General features: G+C 72.5%; 14 protein-coding genes and 1 pseudogene. 13 read left to right on the top strand and 2 right to left on the bottom strand.

Going from position 1 to position 18,271, the window contains the following annotated elements; translation table 11 throughout:
• The 12 genes and pseudogenes from KN815_RS25445 to KN815_RS25500 form a co-directional block, all read left to right on the top strand.
• Nucleotides 1–292: pseudogene (locus KN815_RS25445) on the top strand (hypothetical protein); the annotation flags it as partial.
• A 42-nt stretch (nucleotides 293–334) separates the two neighbouring features.
• Entirely contained in the window at nucleotides 335–1,537 is a 1,203-nt protein-coding gene (locus tag KN815_RS25450; protein WP_216344250.1) for a PP2C family protein-serine/threonine phosphatase, read from the top strand.
• Between the two features lie 19 nt (nucleotides 1,538–1,556).
• Complete coding sequence (locus KN815_RS25455) at nucleotides 1,557–4,025, top strand: SpoIIE family protein phosphatase (protein ID WP_216344251.1); 2,469 nt, start codon at nucleotides 1,557–1,559, stop codon at nucleotides 4,023–4,025.
• A 230-nt stretch (nucleotides 4,026–4,255) separates the two neighbouring features.
• Nucleotides 4,256–6,160, top strand: a complete 1,905-nt coding sequence (gene dnaK, locus KN815_RS25460; protein WP_216344252.1) for a molecular chaperone DnaK — start codon at nucleotides 4,256–4,258, stop codon at nucleotides 6,158–6,160.
• Between the two features lie 114 nt (nucleotides 6,161–6,274).
• Nucleotides 6,275–6,886 carry a nucleotide exchange factor GrpE gene (locus KN815_RS25465; protein WP_216344253.1) on the top strand — a complete coding sequence of 204 codons (612 nt, stop codon included), beginning with the start codon at nucleotides 6,275–6,277 and terminating at the stop codon, nucleotides 6,884–6,886.
• Between the two features lie 7 nt (nucleotides 6,887–6,893).
• Nucleotides 6,894–7,859: a DnaJ C-terminal domain-containing protein gene (locus KN815_RS25470; protein ID WP_216344254.1), complete on the top strand. Its 966-nt coding sequence runs from the start codon at nucleotides 6,894–6,896 to the stop codon at nucleotides 7,857–7,859.
• Entirely contained in the window at nucleotides 7,856–8,224 is a 369-nt protein-coding gene (locus tag KN815_RS25475) for a chaperone modulator CbpM (RefSeq protein WP_216344255.1), read from the top strand. The genes KN815_RS25470 and KN815_RS25475 overlap by 4 nt, the downstream gene beginning before the upstream one ends.
• Entirely contained in the window at nucleotides 8,215–10,857 is a 2,643-nt protein-coding gene (clpB, locus tag KN815_RS25480; RefSeq protein ID WP_216344256.1) for an ATP-dependent chaperone ClpB, read from the top strand. The genes KN815_RS25475 and clpB overlap by 10 nt, the downstream gene beginning before the upstream one ends.
• 42 nt (nucleotides 10,858–10,899) lie before the next feature.
• Entirely contained in the window at nucleotides 10,900–11,163 is a 264-nt protein-coding gene (locus tag KN815_RS25485) for a UBP-type zinc finger domain-containing protein (protein WP_216344257.1), read from the top strand.
• Nucleotides 11,164–11,167: 4 nt separating this feature from the next.
• On the top strand, nucleotides 11,168–12,970 hold the full coding sequence (locus KN815_RS25490; RefSeq protein ID WP_253209236.1) for an FAD-dependent oxidoreductase: 1,803 nt from the start codon (nucleotides 11,168–11,170) through the stop codon (nucleotides 12,968–12,970).
• 23 nt (nucleotides 12,971–12,993) lie between these two features.
• A complete protein-coding gene (locus KN815_RS25495) occupies nucleotides 12,994–13,425 on the top strand; it encodes a DUF2267 domain-containing protein (RefSeq protein WP_216344258.1) in 432 nt (143 codons plus the stop codon).
• Between the two features lie 70 nt (nucleotides 13,426–13,495).
• Nucleotides 13,496–14,266 carry an IclR family transcriptional regulator gene (locus KN815_RS25500; RefSeq protein ID WP_216344259.1) on the top strand — a complete coding sequence of 257 codons (771 nt, stop codon included), beginning with the start codon at nucleotides 13,496–13,498 and terminating at the stop codon, nucleotides 14,264–14,266.
• Nucleotides 14,267–14,269: 3 nt separating this feature from the next.
• Here the strand turns inward: KN815_RS25500 and KN815_RS25505 are convergent, their stop codons facing one another.
• Both KN815_RS25505 and KN815_RS25510 read right to left on the bottom strand, forming a co-directional pair.
• A complete protein-coding gene (locus KN815_RS25505; RefSeq protein WP_216344260.1) occupies nucleotides 14,270–15,250 on the bottom strand; it encodes a citryl-CoA lyase in 981 nt (326 codons plus the stop codon).
• Nucleotides 15,247–16,473, bottom strand: a complete 1,227-nt coding sequence (locus KN815_RS25510) for a CaiB/BaiF CoA transferase family protein (RefSeq protein ID WP_253209237.1) — start codon at nucleotides 16,471–16,473, stop codon at nucleotides 15,247–15,249. The genes KN815_RS25505 and KN815_RS25510 overlap by 4 nt, the downstream gene beginning before the upstream one ends.
• A gap of 142 nt (nucleotides 16,474–16,615) precedes the next feature.
• On the opposite strand from KN815_RS25510, the gene KN815_RS25515 reads away from it, so the two are divergent.
• Nucleotides 16,616–18,025 (top strand): MFS transporter, encoded by a 1,410-nt coding sequence (locus KN815_RS25515; protein WP_216344262.1) that lies wholly within the window; start codon nucleotides 16,616–16,618, stop codon nucleotides 18,023–18,025.
• Nucleotides 18,026–18,271 lie beyond the last annotated feature (246 nt).

Consider the following 18,271-nt stretch of genomic DNA (forward strand, 5'->3'; position numbering starts at 1 on the left):
GGCGGCCGCCCGCGGGGTGGTCCTGCTCTCCCGGGCGCCCCAGGCGGGCGCGGATATGCGCGGGGACGCCGTGGCCGTACGGGAGGCCGCCGCGACCGTACGGCGGGCTTCCGTGCGCGAGGCGGCCGTACCGGGGAGCCGCGCATCCGATGAGACCCTGCGCGAGCCCGCCGCCGTCACCCGGGACCCCATGCGGGAACCGGTTCGGGAAACCGTGCGGGAGCCAGTGCGGGAAACCATGCGGGAAACCGTGCGCGAGTCGGCGCGGGAGCCGGTGCCCACGCTCCCGTGATCGTCACGGCGCCGGTCGCTCCGCCGCCGTAAGGTGGACCGCATGGTGGACGCGAGCGTGTCGACCTCGGCCGAGACCGCTGAGCAGTTGCTGGACGAGCTGCTCCGGGCGTCCCACGAGGCTTCACCCGCGGAGCTGCCGGAAGCCCTGGACCGCTACACCACGGCCATGCGCATGGGCCATGCGGTCATCTTCCTGATCGACCTCCAGCAGCGGCTGCTGATCCCGCTCGACGAGGACGTACCGCGGCTGGACCTCGACGACTCGCTGGCCGGATTCGCCTACCGGACCAGCACGGTGCGGGTCAAGGAGGACAACGAGGGCGGGCTGGACGTCTGGCTGCCACTGCTGAACGGCGCGGAGCGGCTGGGGGTGCTGAAGCTGCGGATGGACTTCCTGGACGCGCTCACGCTCTGGCGCTGCCGGACGCTGGCCTCGCTCCTCTCCCTGGTCATCACGTCCAAGCGCACCTCCATCGACACCTTCGCCCGGCGCACCCGAACCCGGTCCATGGAGCTGCCCACCGAGATGGTGCGGGCCTTCCTCCCGCCACGCTCGATCGGCACCGGCCGGGTGATCTCGACGGCCGTTCTGGAGCCCGCGTACGAGCTGGGCGGCGATGCCTTCGACCACTCGTTCACCGAGGACGTTCTGCACGCCACGATCCTCGACGCCATGGGCCACGATCTGGCGTCCGGGCTGACCACCTCCGTGGCGATGGCGGGCAGCCGCAACGCCCGGCGCACCGGCGCCGACCTGGCGGAGCTGGTCACCACCGTGGACGAGGCGCTGGCCAAATGGCTTCCGGACCAGTTCTGCACGGGCGTCTTCCTCCGGCTGCACATGCCGAGCGGGGCGCTGCGCTGGTCCAACTGCGGCCATCCCACCCCGCTGGTCATCCGCCGCCAGCGGCTGCTGGACAGGGAGCTGGAGCGCGCCGCCGAACCACCGCTGGGACTGCCCCCGCGGCTGTCGGCGGCGCCCCGCCGGATCCATGAGACGGCCCTGGAGCCCGGCGACCGGATTCTGCTGTACACCGACGGGGTCGTGGAGTCGCGCGACGAGGCAGGCGAGCAGTTCGGCCTGGAGCGCTTCGCCGACCACATCATCCGCTCGACGGCCGCCGGGGAGAACGCCCCCGAGGTGCTCCGGCTGCTCATCCACGCCATCCTCGACCACGGGCACAGCCGACTCAGCGACGACGCCACGATTTTGATGATCGAGTGGCGACCGCCGGATCCCTGAGCCGTCGAGGCGATATCCGATGACGCCCCCCGACCCCGCCACCCGCCGCGTCCGGCCGAACCCCCCGCCCGGCGCCCCCGACCTGGCCACGGCCACGGTCGACGACCACGGCACGGTGACCGGGTGGAGCGAGGGCGCCCGGCGGCTGCTGGGCTATCGCGCCGAGGACGTCGTAGGGCGGTCGGCGGGCGAGCTGCGCGCGGAGAAGACGCTCGGGGACGCCGCGGGCGGCGCCGGGCCGTGCCCGGCGGACGAGCCCCGGTGGAGCGGACGGGTCGCGCTGTGCCACCGGGACGGCCATCGGGTGGAGGTCGAGCTGCTGGCCCAGCGCGGCCCGGTGGGCGATGGCTCCGCGGGCTGGCTGCTGGTCTGCGCCGCGCCCCGGGAGCCGCTCCCCGATGAGCCGCTCCCCCATGGCCCGTTCCCCCGGGAGTCGCTCCCCCAAGAGCGGGGCGCGCCGGTGGACCGTGCGTTCGCCCAGTGCCCGTGCGTCCTGGCGCTCTTCGACACCGAGCTGCGGCTGGCCCGGGCCAACGCCGATATGCAGGCCGCCACCGCCCGCAGCGAGGACCAGATGCGCGGGCTGCGGCTGACGGAGCTGGTGGGCCACGGCGAGAGCGAGCGGGTCGAGCGGGCCATGCGGGAGGTACTGGAGAGCGGCGAACGGCTCGAACTGGAGACACATCTGCGGGAGCCGGGCGAGAGCCATGAGCACGCCTGGTCGGTCTCCCTGGCCCCGCTGACCGACCGGTCCGGCGGGCTGTGCGGTGTGTGCTTCGCGGCCCGCGACACCACCGCCGAGCAGGAGGCCCGGCAGCGGCTGCTGCTGCTCAGCGAGGCGGGGGCGCGGCTGGACAGCACCCTGGACCTGGACCGGATCGCCCGGGAGCTGGCCGAGGTGGCGGTCCCCCGGCTCGCCGACTTCGCCAGCGTCGATCTGCTCACCTTCCTCCACCGGGGCGACGAGCCCCCGGCCGGGCCGCTGCGCGAGCCCATCACCCTGCGGCGCGCGGCCCACCGGTCCGTCCTGAAGGGCGCCCCGGAGGCGCTGGTCGACATCGGGGACCTGGCCACACATCCCCAGCACTCCCCCACGGCGATGTGCCTGATCGAGGGCCGGGCCGCGCGGCACCAGGTGACCGAGCACCTGCTGGCCGGCTGGGAGGCCAAGGACCCCGGCCGGGCCGCCCGGATCCGCGAGCACGGGGCGCATTCGGTGATCGTGGCGCCGATGCGGGCCCGCGGGGTCACCCTCGGCACGGCCCTCTTCGCCCGCCACCGCACACCGGCGCCCTTCACCGAGGACGACACGATGCTGGCCGAGGAGCTCACCGCACGGGCGGCCGTCTGTGTCGACAACGCCCGCCGCTATCTGCGGGAACGCATGACGGCCGAGACCCTCCAGCGCAGCCTGCTGCCGCAGGGGTTGCCCGATCTGACGGCGCTGGAGATCGCCTCGCGCTATCTGCCCTCGGGCGCCTGGGCCGGGGTGGGCGGCGACTGGTTCGACGCGATGCCGCTGTCCGGCGCCCGCGCCGCCGTGGTGGTCGGCGATGTCGTGGGCCGTGGCGTCGAGGCGGCCGCCACCATGGGGCGGCTGCGCTCCGCCGTGCGCATCCTGGCCGATATCGATCTGCCGCCCGGTGAGCTGCTGACCCATCTCGACGACCTGGTCACCCGGCTGTCCGCGGACCAGAAGCCGGAGAGCTTCGGCCCGTTCGGCGCCACCTGTGTGTACGCGGTCTACGACCCGGTCTCCCGCCACTGCGCCATCGCCGCGGCGGGCCATCCCGCACCGCTGGTGGTCGGCCCGGAGGGCGCCGCCGATCCGCTCGATCTGCCCATCGGTCCGCCGCTGGGGCTGGGCGGGCTGCCGTTCGAGGTCATGGAGACGGAGCTGCCCGAGGGCAGTCTGCTCGCCCTGTACACCAACGGCCTGATCGACGGCCGCGACCGCGAGATCGGCGAGGGGCTGGAGACCCTGCGCGAGGTCCTGAGCCGGCCCGCCCCGTCCCTGGAGGCGCTCTGCGACAACGTCCTGCGGGCCCTGCTCCCGGTCAGTCCCGACGACGACATCGCGCTGCTCCTCGCCCGCACCCGGCCGCTCCCCGCCGACCGGGTCACCACCTGGGACATCCCGGCGGACCCGGCCGCCGTCGCCGAGGCCCGCCGGAACACCACCGGGCAACTGCTGGCCTGGGGTCTCGAGGAGACGCTCTTCACCACCGAGCTGATCGTCAGCGAGCTGGTCACCAACGCGATCCGCTACGGCCGCCCGCCCATCCGGCTGCGGCTGATCCGCGACCGCGGCCTCATCTGCGAGGTCTCCGACGCCAACAGCACCGCGCCCCATCTGCGGCGGGCCCGGGTCTTCGACGAGGGCGGCCGCGGTCTGATGCTGGTCGCCCAGATGGCGACACGCTGGGGCACCCGGCAGGGCGCGGACGGCAAGACGATCTGGGTCGAGCAGGATCTCTCCCCGCACTGACCACGGACCCCTGTCCCGTCCACGGACCCCTGTCCCGTCCACGGGCCCCTGTCCCGTCCACGGGCCCCTGTCCCGTGGGTGCACTCGGGACGCCGATATTCGACCCCCGGGCGCTGGACCAGCAGCGGTCTGATTTGTCACCATTTGTCTAGAGAGCCGGCTAACCGATCCCGCTCCCGCGGCCGACCGGGCGCTGAGTGCGGCCCACGGCCGCCCCGGAAGGAGTTGCCATGGCCAAGGCAGTCGGAATCGACCTGGGCACCACCAACTCGGTGATCGCCGTGTGGGAAGGCGGTGAGTCCTCGGTCGTTCCGAACTCCGAGGGAAGCCGCACCACACCGTCGGTGGTGGCCTTCACCGACACCGGTGAACGGCTGGTCGGGCAGTTGGCCCGGCGCCAGGCGATCCTCAACCCCAAGGGCACCATCTACTCGGCCAAGCGGTTCATCGGCCGGCACTACGACGAGGTGTCCGCCGAGGCCATGGCGGTGGCCTACGACGTCGTCCCGGACGAGCAGGGCCTGGCCCGCTTCAGCGTGCGCGAGAAGCCGCACTCGCCGGAGGAGATCAGCGCCCAGGTGCTGCGCAAACTGGCCGACGACGCCGGGAAGCAGCTCGGCGAGCGGGTCACCGAGGCGGTCATCACGGTGCCCGCGTACTTCAACGACGCCCAGCGCAGCGCCACCAAGGACGCCGGTGAGATCGCCGGGCTGACCGTGCTGCGGATCATCAACGAGCCGACCGCGGCCGCCCTCGCCTACGGCCTGGACAAGAAGGGCCATGAGACCGTCCTGGTCTTCGACCTCGGCGGCGGCACCTTCGACGTATCGATCCTCGACGTCGGGGACGGGGTGGTGGAGGTCCGCTCCACCGCGGGCGACAGCCATCTGGGCGGCGACGACTTCGACCGCCGGCTGGTCGACCACCTCGCCGACAAGTTCCATCAGGAGAACGGCATCGACCTGCGCCAGGACCCGCAGGCACTCCAGCGGCTCTTCGAGGCCGCGGAGAAGGCCAAGACCGAGCTGAGCTCGGTGACCCAGACCCAGGTCAGTCTGCCGTTCATCACGGCGGACGCCGCCGGTCCCAAGCATCTGACCGAGACCGTGATGCGGTCCACCTTCGAGCACCTCACCGCCGATCTGGTGGAGCGCTGTCTGGGCCCGGTGCAGCAGGCCATGGCCGATGCCAAGGCGGGCGAGATGGACATCGACGAGGTGATCCTGGTCGGCGGCTCGACCCGGATGCCCGCCGTCCAGGCCCTGGTCCGCCGGCTGACCGGCGGCAAGGAGCCCAATATGAGCGTCAACCCCGACGAGGTCGTGGCCCTGGGCGCCGCGATCCAGGCCGGGGTGCTCAAGGGCGAGGTCAAGGACGTTCTGCTGCTCGATGTCACCCCGCTGTCGCTGGGCGTCGAGACCCGCGGCGGCGTCATGACGAAGATCATCGACCGGAACACCACCATCCCGGTGCGCCGCACCGAGACCTTCTCCACGGCCGAGGACAACCAGCAGGCCGTCGACATCGTGATCCTCCAGGGCGAGCGGGAGCGGGCCGCCGACAACCGGGTGCTCGGCCGCTTCCAGCTCACCGGCATCCGCCCGGCGCCGCGTGGCGAACCGCAGGTGGAGGTGACCTTCGACATCGACGCGAACGGCATCCTCAATGTCACGGCCCGCGACCAGGACACCGGCAAGGAGCAGTCCGTCCAGATCAGCGAGACCGGCAATCTCGATCGCGGCGAGGTCGACCGCATGGTCCAGGAGGCCGAGCGCAACCGCGGCGAGGACCAGGCGCTGCGCGAGGCCGTGGACGCGCGCAATGAACTGGACGCCGTCGCCTACCAGGTCGAGAAGCGCCTTGCCGACCTGGGAGAGGCGGCGCCCTCCCATGAGCGGTCGCGCGCCGAGCTGCTGGTGAACGACGCCCGCGAGGCGGTCAGGAACGAGGCCGGTGTCGACCGGACCAGGCCGCTGGTCTCCGAGCTCCAGCAGGTCTACGCGGGCCTGGCCTCGCATGAGACGGCCGGTGCCGGTGCCGGTCCGGGCGCGGGCTCCGGTGGGGCGGGCGCCGGTGGGGCCGGGGGCGGTGGAGGCGACGAGGACGTCATCGACGCCGACTTCGACAAGGGCTGACCGAAAGGCCCCGTACGACGGACCCGGCCGATACGACCGGCCCGGCCGATACGGCGAAGGCAGCGGAAGGCAGAAGCAAGAGGAAGGCAGCGGAAGGCTGACGGAGAGGCCGCCATGTCCACTCAACCGCAGCAGCCCGAACCGGTGCCGGAAGGCGCCGTGACGGAGCCGGAGCAGGAGCCGGAGCAGGAGCGGGACCTGCCCGCCCCGGGCACCGCTCAGGCGCCCGGCGCGGGCGGGGAGGGCCCCGGCCCGGACGCGGCCGGCGGCCCCGCCGACACCGAATCCGACGAGCAGGCCGCCGCGCTGGCGGAGCTGGACGACCGCTGGCGCCGGGCCCTGGCCGATCTGGAGAATCTGCGCAAGCGCCACACCAGGGAGCTGGAGCGGGAGCGGGCCGCCGAGCGGGCCCGTACGGCGGCGGCCCTGCTGCCCGTCATCGACAACCTCGAACTCGCCCTGTCCCACGCCGAGGCCGACCCCGGCTCGATCGTGGAGGGCGTCAAGGCCATCCGCGACCAGGCCGTGAACACCCTGGCCCAGTTGGGCTACGAGCGGCGGGCCGAGACGGGCGTGCCGTTCGACCCGGCCCGGCACGAGGTGCTCGGGGTGATCGAGGACCCCGAGGCCGAACCGGGCACCGTGGTCCGGGTGCTGCGCCCCGGCTACGGGGATCCCGGCAACCAACTCAGGCCGGTGGCCGTGGCCGTGGCGAAGCGGGAGTGAGCCGGCCATGGCACGGGACTACTACGAGGTGCTCGGTGTCTCACGGGGTGCGAGCCAGGACGAGATCCAGCAGGCGTTCCGCACCCAGGCCCGCCGCCATCACCCCGATGTGAACAAGGACCCGGGCGCGGAGGAGCGGTTCAAGGAGCTCAACGACGCCTACAGCGTGCTCTCCGACCCCGCCACCCGGGCCCGCTACGACCGGTTCGGCGAGGACTTCCGCAAGATCCCCGAGGACTGGGAGGAGCGCGTCGGCGCCGGTGCCGCGGGCGGCGGCTTCCACGGCTGGACGACCGCCGGCGACGGCGGCCGGGTGCGGTTCACCCGTGGCTTCGGCGAGGACGCCGGGGGCGAGGGTGTGGACTTCGAGGATCTGTTCGGCGCGTTCTTCGGCGGCGGCGCGGGGCCGGGGGGCGCCGGACGGGTCGACATCCCGGGGGCCGACCAGGAGGCGGAGCTGCCGCTCACCGTGGAGGACGCCTTCCACGGTGGCCGCCGCGGCGTCACCCTGGCCGGGGCCTCGGGGCAGCAGCGCACCTTCGAGGTGAACGTCCCGCCGGGCGTCGTCGACGGGCAGCGCATCCGGCTGGCCGGGCAGGGCGGCCGGGGCACTGGTGACGCACCGGCCGGGGATCTGTATCTACGGGTGCGGATCCAGCCCCATCCGCGGTTCCGGCTGGACGGCCGGAACATCCATGTGACGCTCCCGGTGGCCCCCTGGGAGGCCGCGCTCGGCGCGACCGTCCCGGTGCCCACGCCCGGCGGCACCGCCAAGGTGACGGTCCCGCCCGGGTCCTCCAGTGGCCGCAAGCTGCGGCTGCGCGGCGAGGGCATACCCAACCCCCGTGGTCCGGACGGCGACTTCTACGCCGAGATCCGCGTCATGGTGCCGCCCGGCCTCGGCGACCGGGAGCGGGAGCTGTTCGAGGAGCTGGGCCGTACCTCCTCCTTCGACCCCAGGAGGGAGCGATGAACAGCCACGCACGAGGAACCGTCACGGTCACCCGGTACGCGCCCGTGACGTCGGTCCACTACGAGCTGGTGCCCGCGCGCAGGCTGACCCTGGAGACCGTGGCCAGCCGCACCGGGCTGCACCCCGAACTGATCCGGCGCTTCGTCGCCCTCGGCCTGGTCGACGCGGAGCGCGACGCCGCGGGGCGGCTGGTGTTCGCCCCGGGCGCCCCGGCGGCGCTGGGCCGCGTCGAGCGGCTGCACACCGGGCTCTGCCTCAACTACGCCTCCATCGGTCTGGTGCTCGATCTGCTCGACCGCATCAGCCTGCTCGAAGCCGCACTGCGCCGCAGTGGCGCGAGGAGTGAAGAACCGCCATGGACATGAACCGCCTCACCCAGAAGTCCCAGGAAGCCCTCCAGGACGCCCAGACCAGGGCCCAGCGGTACGGCCACACCGAGGTCGACGGCGAGCATCTGCTGCTGGCCCTCCTCGACCAGCCCGACGGGCTGACGCCCCGGCTGATCGGCCAGTTGGGCGCCGATCCGGAGGCGGTGCGCACCATGCTGGAGGCGCAGGTGGCCCGTAAGCCTAGAGTCACCGGCCCCGGGGCCGCACCGGGGCAGGTCTTCGCCACCCAGCGGCTCTCCCATCTGCTGGACGCCGCCGAACAGGAGGCCAAGCGGCTGAAGGACGAGTACGTCTCGGTGGAGCACCTGGTGCTCGCGCTCACCGAGGAGGGGTCCGGCACCGCGGCCGGGCGGGTGCTCAAGGAGCACGGCATCACCCAGGAGTCGTTCCGACACGCCCTCACCCAGGTCCGCGGCAGCCAGCGGGTCACCTCCGCCAACCCCGAGGTGGCGTACGAGGCGCTGGAGAAGTACGGCCGGGATCTGGTGCTGGAGGCCCGTTCGGGCAAGCTGGACCCGGTGATCGGCCGGGACGCCGAGATCCGCCGGGTGACCCAGATCCTCAGCCGCAAGACGAAGAACAACCCGGTGCTCATCGGCGACCCCGGCGTCGGCAAGACCGCCATCGTCGAGGGCCTGGCCCAGCGCATCGTCCGCGGCGACGTCCCCGAGGGGCTGCGGGAGAAGACCATCTTCGCCCTGGACATGGGCTCCCTGGTGGCCGGCGCGAAGTACCGCGGCGAGTTCGAGGAGCGGCTCAAGGCCGTGCTCACCGAGGTCAACTCCGCCCAGGGCCGGATCCTGCTGTTCGTGGACGAGCTGCACACCGTGGTCGGCGCCGGGGCCGCCGAAGGCGCCATGGACGCCGGGAACATGCTCAAGCCCATGCTGGCCCGCGGTGAGCTGCACATGATCGGCGCCACCACCCTGGACGAGTACCGCAAGCACATCGAGAAGGACGCCGCGCTGGAGCGCCGCTTCCAGATGGTGCTGGTGGCGGAGCCGAGCGTGGAGGACACCATCTCCATCCTGCGGGGCCTGCGCGAGCGTCTCGAGGTCTTCCACGGCGTCAAGATCCAGGACACCGCCCTGGTCTCCGCCGCCACCCTCAGCCACCGCTACATCAGCGACCGGTTCCTGCCGGACAAGGCCATCGACCTGGTGGACGAGGCATGCGCCCGGCTGCGTACCGAGATCGACTCCATGCCCGCCGAACTGGACGAGACCACCCGCCGGGTCACCCGGCTGGAGATCGAGGAGGCCGCGCTCGCCAAGGAGACCGACCCGGCCAGCCGCCAGCGCCTGGAGGAGCTCCGCCGCGAACTGGCCGATCTGCGCGCCGAGGCCGACGCCAAGCACGCCCAGTGGGAGGCCGAACGGCAGTCCATCCGCCGGGTGCAGGACCTGCGCCGGGAGCTGGAGGAGGTGCGCCGCGCGGCCGAGGAGGCCGAGCGCGCCTACGACCTGGGCCGCGCCGCCGAACTGCGCTACGGCAGACTCCAGGAGCTGGAGCGCAAGCTGGCCGCCGAGGAGGAGCAACTGGCCGCCAAGCAGGGTGCGCACCGGCTGCTGCGCGAGGTGGTCACCGAGGAGGAGATCGCCGACATCGTCTCCGCCTGGACCGGCATCCCGGTCTCCCGGCTCCAGGAGGGCGAGCGGGAGAAGCTGCTGCGCCTGGACGAGATCCTCCAGGAGCGGGTGATCGGCCAGGACGAGGCGGTCAAGCTGGTCTCCGACGCCATCATCCGGGCCCGCTCGGGCATCCGGGACCCGCGCCGCCCGATCGGCTCGTTCATCTTCCTCGGCCCCACCGGCGTCGGAAAGACCGAGCTGGCCAAGGCACTGGCCGCCGCGCTCTTCGACACCGAGGAGAACATGATCCGGCTGGACATGAGCGAGTACCAGGAGCGGCACACGGTCAGCCGGCTGGTCGGCGCCCCTCCCGGATACATCGGCTACGAGGAGGGCGGCCAGCTCACCGAGGCGGTGCGGCGCAAACCGTACTCGGTGGTGCTCTTCGACGAGATCGAGAAGGCGCACGCCGATGTCTTCAACACCCTGCTCCAGGTCCTGGACGACGGCCGGATCACCGACGCCCAGGGGCGGCTGGTGGACTTCCGCAACACCGTGATCATCATGACCTCCAACATCGGCTCGATGTATCTGCTGGACGGCGTCACCTCCGACGGCGAGCTCAAGCCGGACGCCCGGGGCCTGGTGATGAGCGAACTGCGCGGCCACTTCCGCCCCGAGTTCCTCAACCGGGTCGATGACATCGTGCTGTTCAAGCCGCTCGGCGAGCCCCAGATCGAACGGATCGTGGAACTTCAGTTCGACGAGCTGCGCAAGCGGCTGGCCGAGCGCCTGATCGCCGTCGAGCTGACCCCGGCCGGCCGCGAGGTCATCGCCCACGAGGGCTATGACCCGGTGTACGGGGCCCGCCCGCTGCGCCGCTTCATCTCCCATGAGGTGGAGACCCTCATCGGCCGCGCCCTGCTGCGCGGCGATGTCGAGGAGGGCGCCACCGTCAAAGTCGACGCCCAGGACGGCGAACTGCTGGTCACCTACGAACGGCAGCCGGAGATCGCGGGACTCGGAACGGCCGCGTGAGAGCGATGCCGAGCCGGACCCCCGCCAGAAAGGATGAACGACATGGCCATCGAGCCCGATCCGCACCTGTCGATGGTGCACGACGTCACCCCGAGCACCCCCGAGGGGTGCGAGGAGTGCCTGCGCCTGGGGTCCCCCTGGGTCCATCTGCGGCTCTGCCTGACCTGCGGACACGTCGGGTGCTGCGACTCCTCGCCGCTCAAGCACGCCCGTTCGCACGCGTACGCCGAACAGCACCCGATCGTCCAGCCCATGGAAGCGGGCGAGACCTGGCGGTGGTGCTACGCCCACGAGGCCATGGCCTGATGTGATGACGGACGAGGACCGGGGCCGGGGCGCCGTACCGGAGAAGGCCGTACCGGACGGGGTACCGGAGGACGCCGTACCCGAGGGAGCCGTACCGGACGAGACGCCGAATATCCACGGCGCCTATCCGCGGCTGACGGACCAGCAGATCGCCTATCTCTCCGGGCACGGCACCCGCCGCTCCGTGATGCCCGGTGAGGTGCTCATCCACGACGGCGGCCCGCCCCCGGACTTCTTCGTCGTCCTCAGCGGCTCGGTCGCGATCACCGCGTACCGCGGCACCCCGGACGAGCAGCTCCTGAGGGTGCACGGCCCGGGGCGCTTCCTCGGCGAACTGAGCCTGCTCCAGGGGCAGGTGGCCTTCTACACCGCCCATGCCCAGGAGGCCGGGGAGGTGCTGGCCCTCCCGGTGGACCGGCTGCGGGCGCTGCTGGCCCGTGACCCCTGCCTCGGCAACCTCGTCCTCCGCGCCTATCTGGGCCGCCGCGCCCAGTTGGTCGGGGGCGGCGCCGGCTTCCGCATCCTCGGCTCGCGCTACTCGCCCGACACCCGGCGGCTGCGCGAGTTCGCGGCCCGCAACCGGCTGCCGCACCGCTGGATCGACCTGGAGGCGGACCAGGAGGCCGAGGCGCTGCTGCGCCGCGTCTCGGTCAGGCCGGAGGACACCCCGATCATCATCTGGCGCGAGCACCACGTACTGCGCAACCCCGGCAACGCCGAACTGGCCCGGCTCATCGGCCTCTCCCCGCCGACGACCCCGCACAGCCACTGCGATCTGCTGGTCGTCGGCTCCGGCCCGGCCGGGATCGCCGCCGCCGTCTACGGCTCCTCCGACGGGCTGACCACCACGGTCGTGGACACGGTGGCCCCCGGCGGCCAGGCGGGCACCACGTCCCTGATCGAGAACTACTTCGGCTTCCCGGCCGGGATCCCCGGCTCGGAACTCGCCGAGCGGGGCATGCTCCAGGCGCGCAAATTCGGGACGCAGGTGCGGATCCCGGCGGAGGCGACCTCCCTCGAACCGGGCCACGGCCACTACCGCGTCACCTTCGCCGACGGCAGCGAAACGCTGTGCCGTACCGTCGTCCTGGCCACCGGCGCCCATTACCGCCGCCTCGACGTCCCCGGCATGGAGCGGCTGGAGCGGACGAGCGTCTACTACGCGGCCCCCGTCGCCGTGGTCGGCGGCGGCAACTCCGCGGGCCAGGCGTCGCTCTTCCTCGCCGCATGGGTGCCCCGGGTGCATCTGCTGGTCAGGGGCTCGGATCTGGGCGCCCGGATGTCCCGCTATCTGGTCGACCAGATCGAGCGCCATCCGCGGGTGAGCGTGGTGCTGGACAGCGAGCTGCGCGAGGTGCGCGGCGAGGACGCGCTGCGGACGATCGTGGTGGAGCACCTCCGCACCGGGGAGCGCCGCACCCTGGACGCCTGCGCCCTGTTCGTCTTCATCGGGGCCAAGCCCTGCACCGACTGGCTCACCGGCGTCCTGGCCCTGGACGACCGGGGTTTCGTGCTCACCGGCGACGAGGCCGAGGCCCGGGCGGCCCACAGTGTCCGGGAGGGCCCCGGCCGCGGCTGTCTGAGCCTGGAGACCACGCTGCCGGGGGTCTTCGCCGCCGGTGATGTGCGCAGCGGCTCGGTCAAGCGGGTGGCCTCGGCGGCCGGCGAGGGGGCGATGGCCATCCACCACGTCCATGACCGCCTCGCCCGCACCGCCGCCGTGCCCACCCATCCGAGCGGCGCCACCCATCCGAGCGATCCCACCCACCCGAGCGGCCCCACTCACCCGAGCGGCCGCTCCATCTGACCCCCGACCGGAGGACGAACACCATGGTTGCCACAGGCTTTGCCTCCTTCGACACGACGGTCGACAAGACCAACCGGCTCCTCAAGGAGATCGAGGACGCGTACGGCTGGCCCAAGGAGCGCCGCAAACAGTCCTACGCCGCCCTGCGCACGGTCCTGCACCAGTTGCGGGACCGGCTGACGGTGGACGAGGCCGTCCAGTTCGGCGCGCAGCTTCCGATGCTGGTGCGCGGCATCTACTACGAGGGGTGGAGACCGGCGGAGACGCCGGTGAAGATGCACAGCGAGGAGTTCTACCGGCGGATCCGGCACGACTTCCCGTACTCGATCCAGGGCGATATCGAGCAGCTCGTGCACACCGTCCTGGCGACCCTCCAACGCCATATCAGCGAGGGCGAGTGGGACGATCTGCGGGCCCGGATGCCCGCCGACCTGGTCACCGTCATCCCGGCCTAGCGCGAACCACCTGGTGGTACTGTCGCACCGTTGGATGGTTTTACGTGTGGTGCGGCGAGGAGGACGGGCAATGGCGACGGCAGCCGGAGAGGGCGGCGAGGGAGTACGGAGTGTACTGCGCGCACTGGATCTGCTCGCCCTGTTCGACGAGTCCCACCGCTCCCGCAGCGTACGGGAGTTGACCGACGCCACCGGACTGGCCAAGTCCACCGTGGTGCGACTGGTGGCCACGCTGGAGCAGCGCGGGCTGCTGTGGAGCCGGGGGGACGGCCGGCTCACCCCCGGTGCGGGCCTGCTGCGCTGGGCGTCGCTCGCCCAGGACGCCTGGCGGCTGCCCCCGGAGGCGGTGGAGTGCCTGCGCGTCCTCTCGGTACGGTCCGGCGGCGAATCCTCGCGGATCTACATCCGCCAGGGGGCCTCCCGGGTGTGCGTGGCCCAGCACGAGGGCACCCAGCAACTGCGCCATGTGGTGCGCATCGGCGAGGAGATGCCCCTGTGGGCCGGTGCCTCCGGGCATGTCCTGCTCATCGGCGGCTCGCCCCGGACCCTGAGCCGGGTGGCCTCGGCCGCCGGGCGCGACCCCGACTTCGCCTCCGACCTGGCCGAACGGGCGCGCCTCGCCGCGCAGCGGGGCTGGGCGGTCAGCCACGGCGAGCGCGAGGACGGGGTGTCCGCCGTGGCCGCCCCCGTCACCGACGCGGCCGGGCAGGTCGTCGCCGCGGTGGGGCTCGGCGGCCCCACCAGCCGCTTCACCGAGGAGCGCGTCGAGTCGTTCCGCCCGGCGCTGGCGGAGGCCGCGAGGCGGCTGTCGGAGCTGCGGTTCCTCGGCGAGAGCGGCTGACGCTCACGCGCTATCCGCGCGCCCTGCGCCTTCCTCGGCCTTCCCTCCCTCCGGCCGGATGAGGTCCCGGGGGGCCGGGCCCCGGTAGGAGGGCAACAGCCGCCGGGGAATGGGGCCCTTGATCCTGACCCCACCGGACTTCTCCTCCCAGGCGTGGGAGAGGATGCCCACGCTGCGGGAGAGCACGAACAGCCCGCGTCCCAGCTCGGGCGGAAAGCCGAGTTCGCTGTAGACGATGGCGGTGGCGCCGTCGATGTTCATCGGCACGGGACGGCCGCGTCCCTCCGCCAGCGCCCGTTCCAGGGCCGTCCCGGCGCGCAGCGCCCAGCCCGGCGCCGCACCGTCCGCCACCGCCGCGCCCACCAGGTCGAGCAGCGGGGTGCGGCGCGGATCGTACGGGTGGAACCGGTGGCCGAATCCGGGGATATGGGAGCCCGTGGCACGGTGCTCCGCCACCAGATTCTTCGCGGCCTCGTCGATGTCCGCCCCCTCGGCCACGGCCCGTTCCAGCTCGGCCAGTACCCGCATGCACTGCTGACCGGCCCCGCCGTGGACGTCCCCCAGGAGGTTCACCCCGGTGGCCACCGCGTTGTTCAGGCCCACGCCGCAGGTGGCCGCCATCCGGGCGGCGGCGATCGACGGGGCCTGGGGCCCGTGGTCGACGGCGGCGACGAGCGCGGCCTCCAGCAACCGGCCCTGGATCCGGCTGGGCAGCTCGCCGCGCAGCATCAGCCAGATGGTCTCGGCGAAGGACATCTGGCCGATCAACTGCTCGACGGGGTAGCCGCGCAGCAGGATCTCGCCGGGCCGGATGCGGCTGACGGCGGTGGCCCACCAGTCGGTGACCTCCCGCGAATCAATGACGTCCTGGGAAGTCGTGACGCCCCGGGAAGTCGTGACGTCCTGGGAAGTCGTGACGCCCCGGGAAGTCGTGACGTCCCGCGGAGCCGTCTCGGGCTCCTGATCTGCGGACCGGCGGGTCATATCGCACCACGCTCCCTCATCGCGTCGATCTCCTCGGGGCCGTAGCCGAGTTCGGCCAGGACCTGCTCGGTGTGCTGGCCCAGCAGCGGCGGCGGGGCGGTGGCGGCCGCCGGTTCGCCGTCGACCCGGAACGGGCTGCCCAGGACGCGCAGCTCGCGCTCGCGCCCGTCCGGGAAGGGCAGTGTGCGGACGAAGTCCCGTTCCGCGAGCTGCTCCAGGCCCAGCGCGTCGGGTACGGACAGCACCCGCGCGGCCGGCACCCCGGCGTCGGCGAGGATCTCCTCCCACTCCCCGGCGGTCCGCTCGGCCAGCCCCTTCTCGATCTCGGCGCGCAGCTCGTCGCGGTGGGCCTTGCGGTCCGCGGGATGCGCGAACCGCTCGTCCGCCGGCAGTTCCGCACGGCCGATGAGACGGCACAGGGTGGCGAACTGCTGCTGGCGGTTGGCCGCGATGTTGAGGTATCCGTCCGCGGTGCGGAACGTCCCCGACGGCGCGGCGGTGAAGTTCTCGTTGCCCATGGGGCGCGGCGGGCGGCCGGTGATCAGATAGTTGGAGGTCACCCAGCCCATCGCGGTGAGCGCGGCCTCCAGCATGGAGACGTCCAGATACGCGCCGCTCCCGGTGCGCTCCCGGCGCACCAGCGCCGCCGCCACGGCGAAGGCGGCGGCCATGCCGCCCAGCGTGTCGGCGACCGGGAACCCGGCCCGCAGCGGGCTGACCTCGGGGGTGCCGGTCACGCTCATCATGCCGGAGAGGCCCTGCACGATCTGGTCGTAGGCGGGCCGGGCGCGCAGCGGTCCGGTCTGGCCGAAACCGGAGACGGCGCAGTAGATCAGCCGCGGGTTCTCCCGCATGAGGACCTCCCGGCCGACGCCCAGGCGGTCCATCACCCCGGGGCGGAAGTTCTCGAGGAGGACATCGGACTCCCGCACCGCACGCAGCAGGGCCTCGCGCCCCTTCTCCTCCTTGAGGTTCAGGGTCAGCGAACGCTTACCGGCGTTCTGGGCGAGGAACGACGCGCCCAGCAGATCCTCGCCGAGCTGCCGGTCGGCGCCCAGTTGGCGCGCCAGGTCCCCGGCCCCCGGCAGCTCGACCTTGAGGACGTCGGCGCCGTGCAGGGCGAGCTGATATCCGGCGAAGGGCCCGGCCAGGACATTGGTCAGATCCAGGACCCGGATGCCGTCGAGCAGGGGTGGTGGGGCGGCGGGGGCGGGCGTGCTCAAGGGCTGACCTCCAGCGCGAATCAGGGCGTGACCCCTTGCCATGGGGTGGGTGCCTCCATAACATCACCGAACCACCAAGCGACACAAGCGAACCACACAGTGGTACTCGATCCATTCGATCCACGGTGACAAGGGAGTCCCCATGACGCAAACCGGCAGTTCCGCCACCAGAAGGCCGGTCTTCCAGCCCAAGGTCGCCCTCGCCGCCGTCTTCGGCACCACGGTGGAGTGGTACGACTTCGCCCTCTACGGCACCGCGGCCGCCCTGGTCTTCAACAAGGTCTACTTCCCGGACAGCGATCCGCTGGTCGGCACGGTCCTCGCCTACGGCACCTTCGCCATCGGCTTCCTCGCCCGGCCCCTGGGCGGCGCCTACTTCGGCGAGCGGGGCGACACCCAGGGCCGTAAGGGCGTACTGGTGGCCACCCTGCTGATGATGGGGCTCGCCACCACGGCCATCGGACTGCTGCCCACCCATGCGCAGATCGGCGCCGCCGCGCCGGTGCTGCTGACCCTGCTCCGCTTCGTCCAGGGCTTCGCCGCGGGCGGCGAGAAGACCGGCGCGCTGATCATCCTCTTCGAGAACGCCCCGCCCAAGTGGCGCGGTCTGCTCACCTCACTGCCCGCGATCGGCACCGGCACCGGCACCCTCCTGTCCACCGGCGCCTTCGCGCTCACCACCGGGCTGCTGTCCGAGGACGCCTTCCTCGCCTGGGGCTGGCGGATCCCCTTCCTGCTCAGCGCGGGACTGACCTTCTTCGGCCTCTGGGTGCGCCGCTCGCTGCCGGAGACCGCCGAATTCCAGCAGGTGCGGCAGGTCCAGGGGGTCAAGCAGGTCCAGGGGGCGGGCCCCGCCGCCGCGACGCCGCCGCGCCCGCTGCGGCAGCGGATCGCCGAGAGCCGCTGCGTCGCCGCCTGGCGCCGCTATCCCAAGGAGATGCTCATCGTGATCGGCGCGGGCGCCGCCGAGAACGCGGGCTACTACGTCTTCGGCACCTTCTCGGTCACCTACGCCGAGGACCGCGGACTGTCGACCGGCGCACTCCTTACCGGCATCTCGCTGGTCGCGGCCGTGAAGCTGGTGACGGTGCCCGCCTTCGGCGCGCTCTCCGACCGCATCGGCCGCCGCCCGGTCTCGATCGGCGGAGCCCTGGTGCTGCTGGCCGCCGCCTGGCCGTTCTTCGCGGTGATCGACGGCGGACACACCTGGGGCATCTGGCTCGCGCTCTTCATCACCCTGGGCATCGGCCAGTCCGCCGTCCTCGGCTCCCAGCCCGCCTTCTTCGCCGAACTCTTCGACACCACGGTCCGGTTCAGCGCGGTCGGCATCGCCAACAACATCGGCACCGTGCTCACCGGCGGCCTCGCCCCGATGCTCGCGTCCGCACTGCTGCTCTGGTTCGACCACAGCGTCACGGGCGTGGTCGTCTTCATCGCCCTGATGAGCGCGCTCACCGTGGTCACGGTGGCACTGGCGCGGGAGACGCGCGGGGGCGCCGAACCGGCCGAGGAGACGGGCGCGCGGAAGCAGGACGTCCAGACGGCACCGTGACGCCATGGGACGGCGCCGGGCCAGCCGCTGCCGGGGCAGGTCGGACCAGGCGCCGCCGGATCAGGCGCTGCCGGGGCAGGTCGGACCAGGCGCCGCCGGATCAGGCGCTGCCGTAGTCCGCGAGGAACGTCCGCAGGTGGCGCAGCGTCTCGTCCGGCGCCTCCTCGGGCAGGTAGTGGTCGCACGGCAGGGCCTGCCCCCGCACATCGTCCGCGTAGCCGCGCCACACCTCCGGTACGTCGTAGT

The organism is Streptomyces niphimycinicus, assembly GCF_018883605.1.
Classification (GTDB): Bacteria; Actinomycetota; Actinomycetes; order Streptomycetales; family Streptomycetaceae; genus Streptomyces; species Streptomyces niphimycinicus.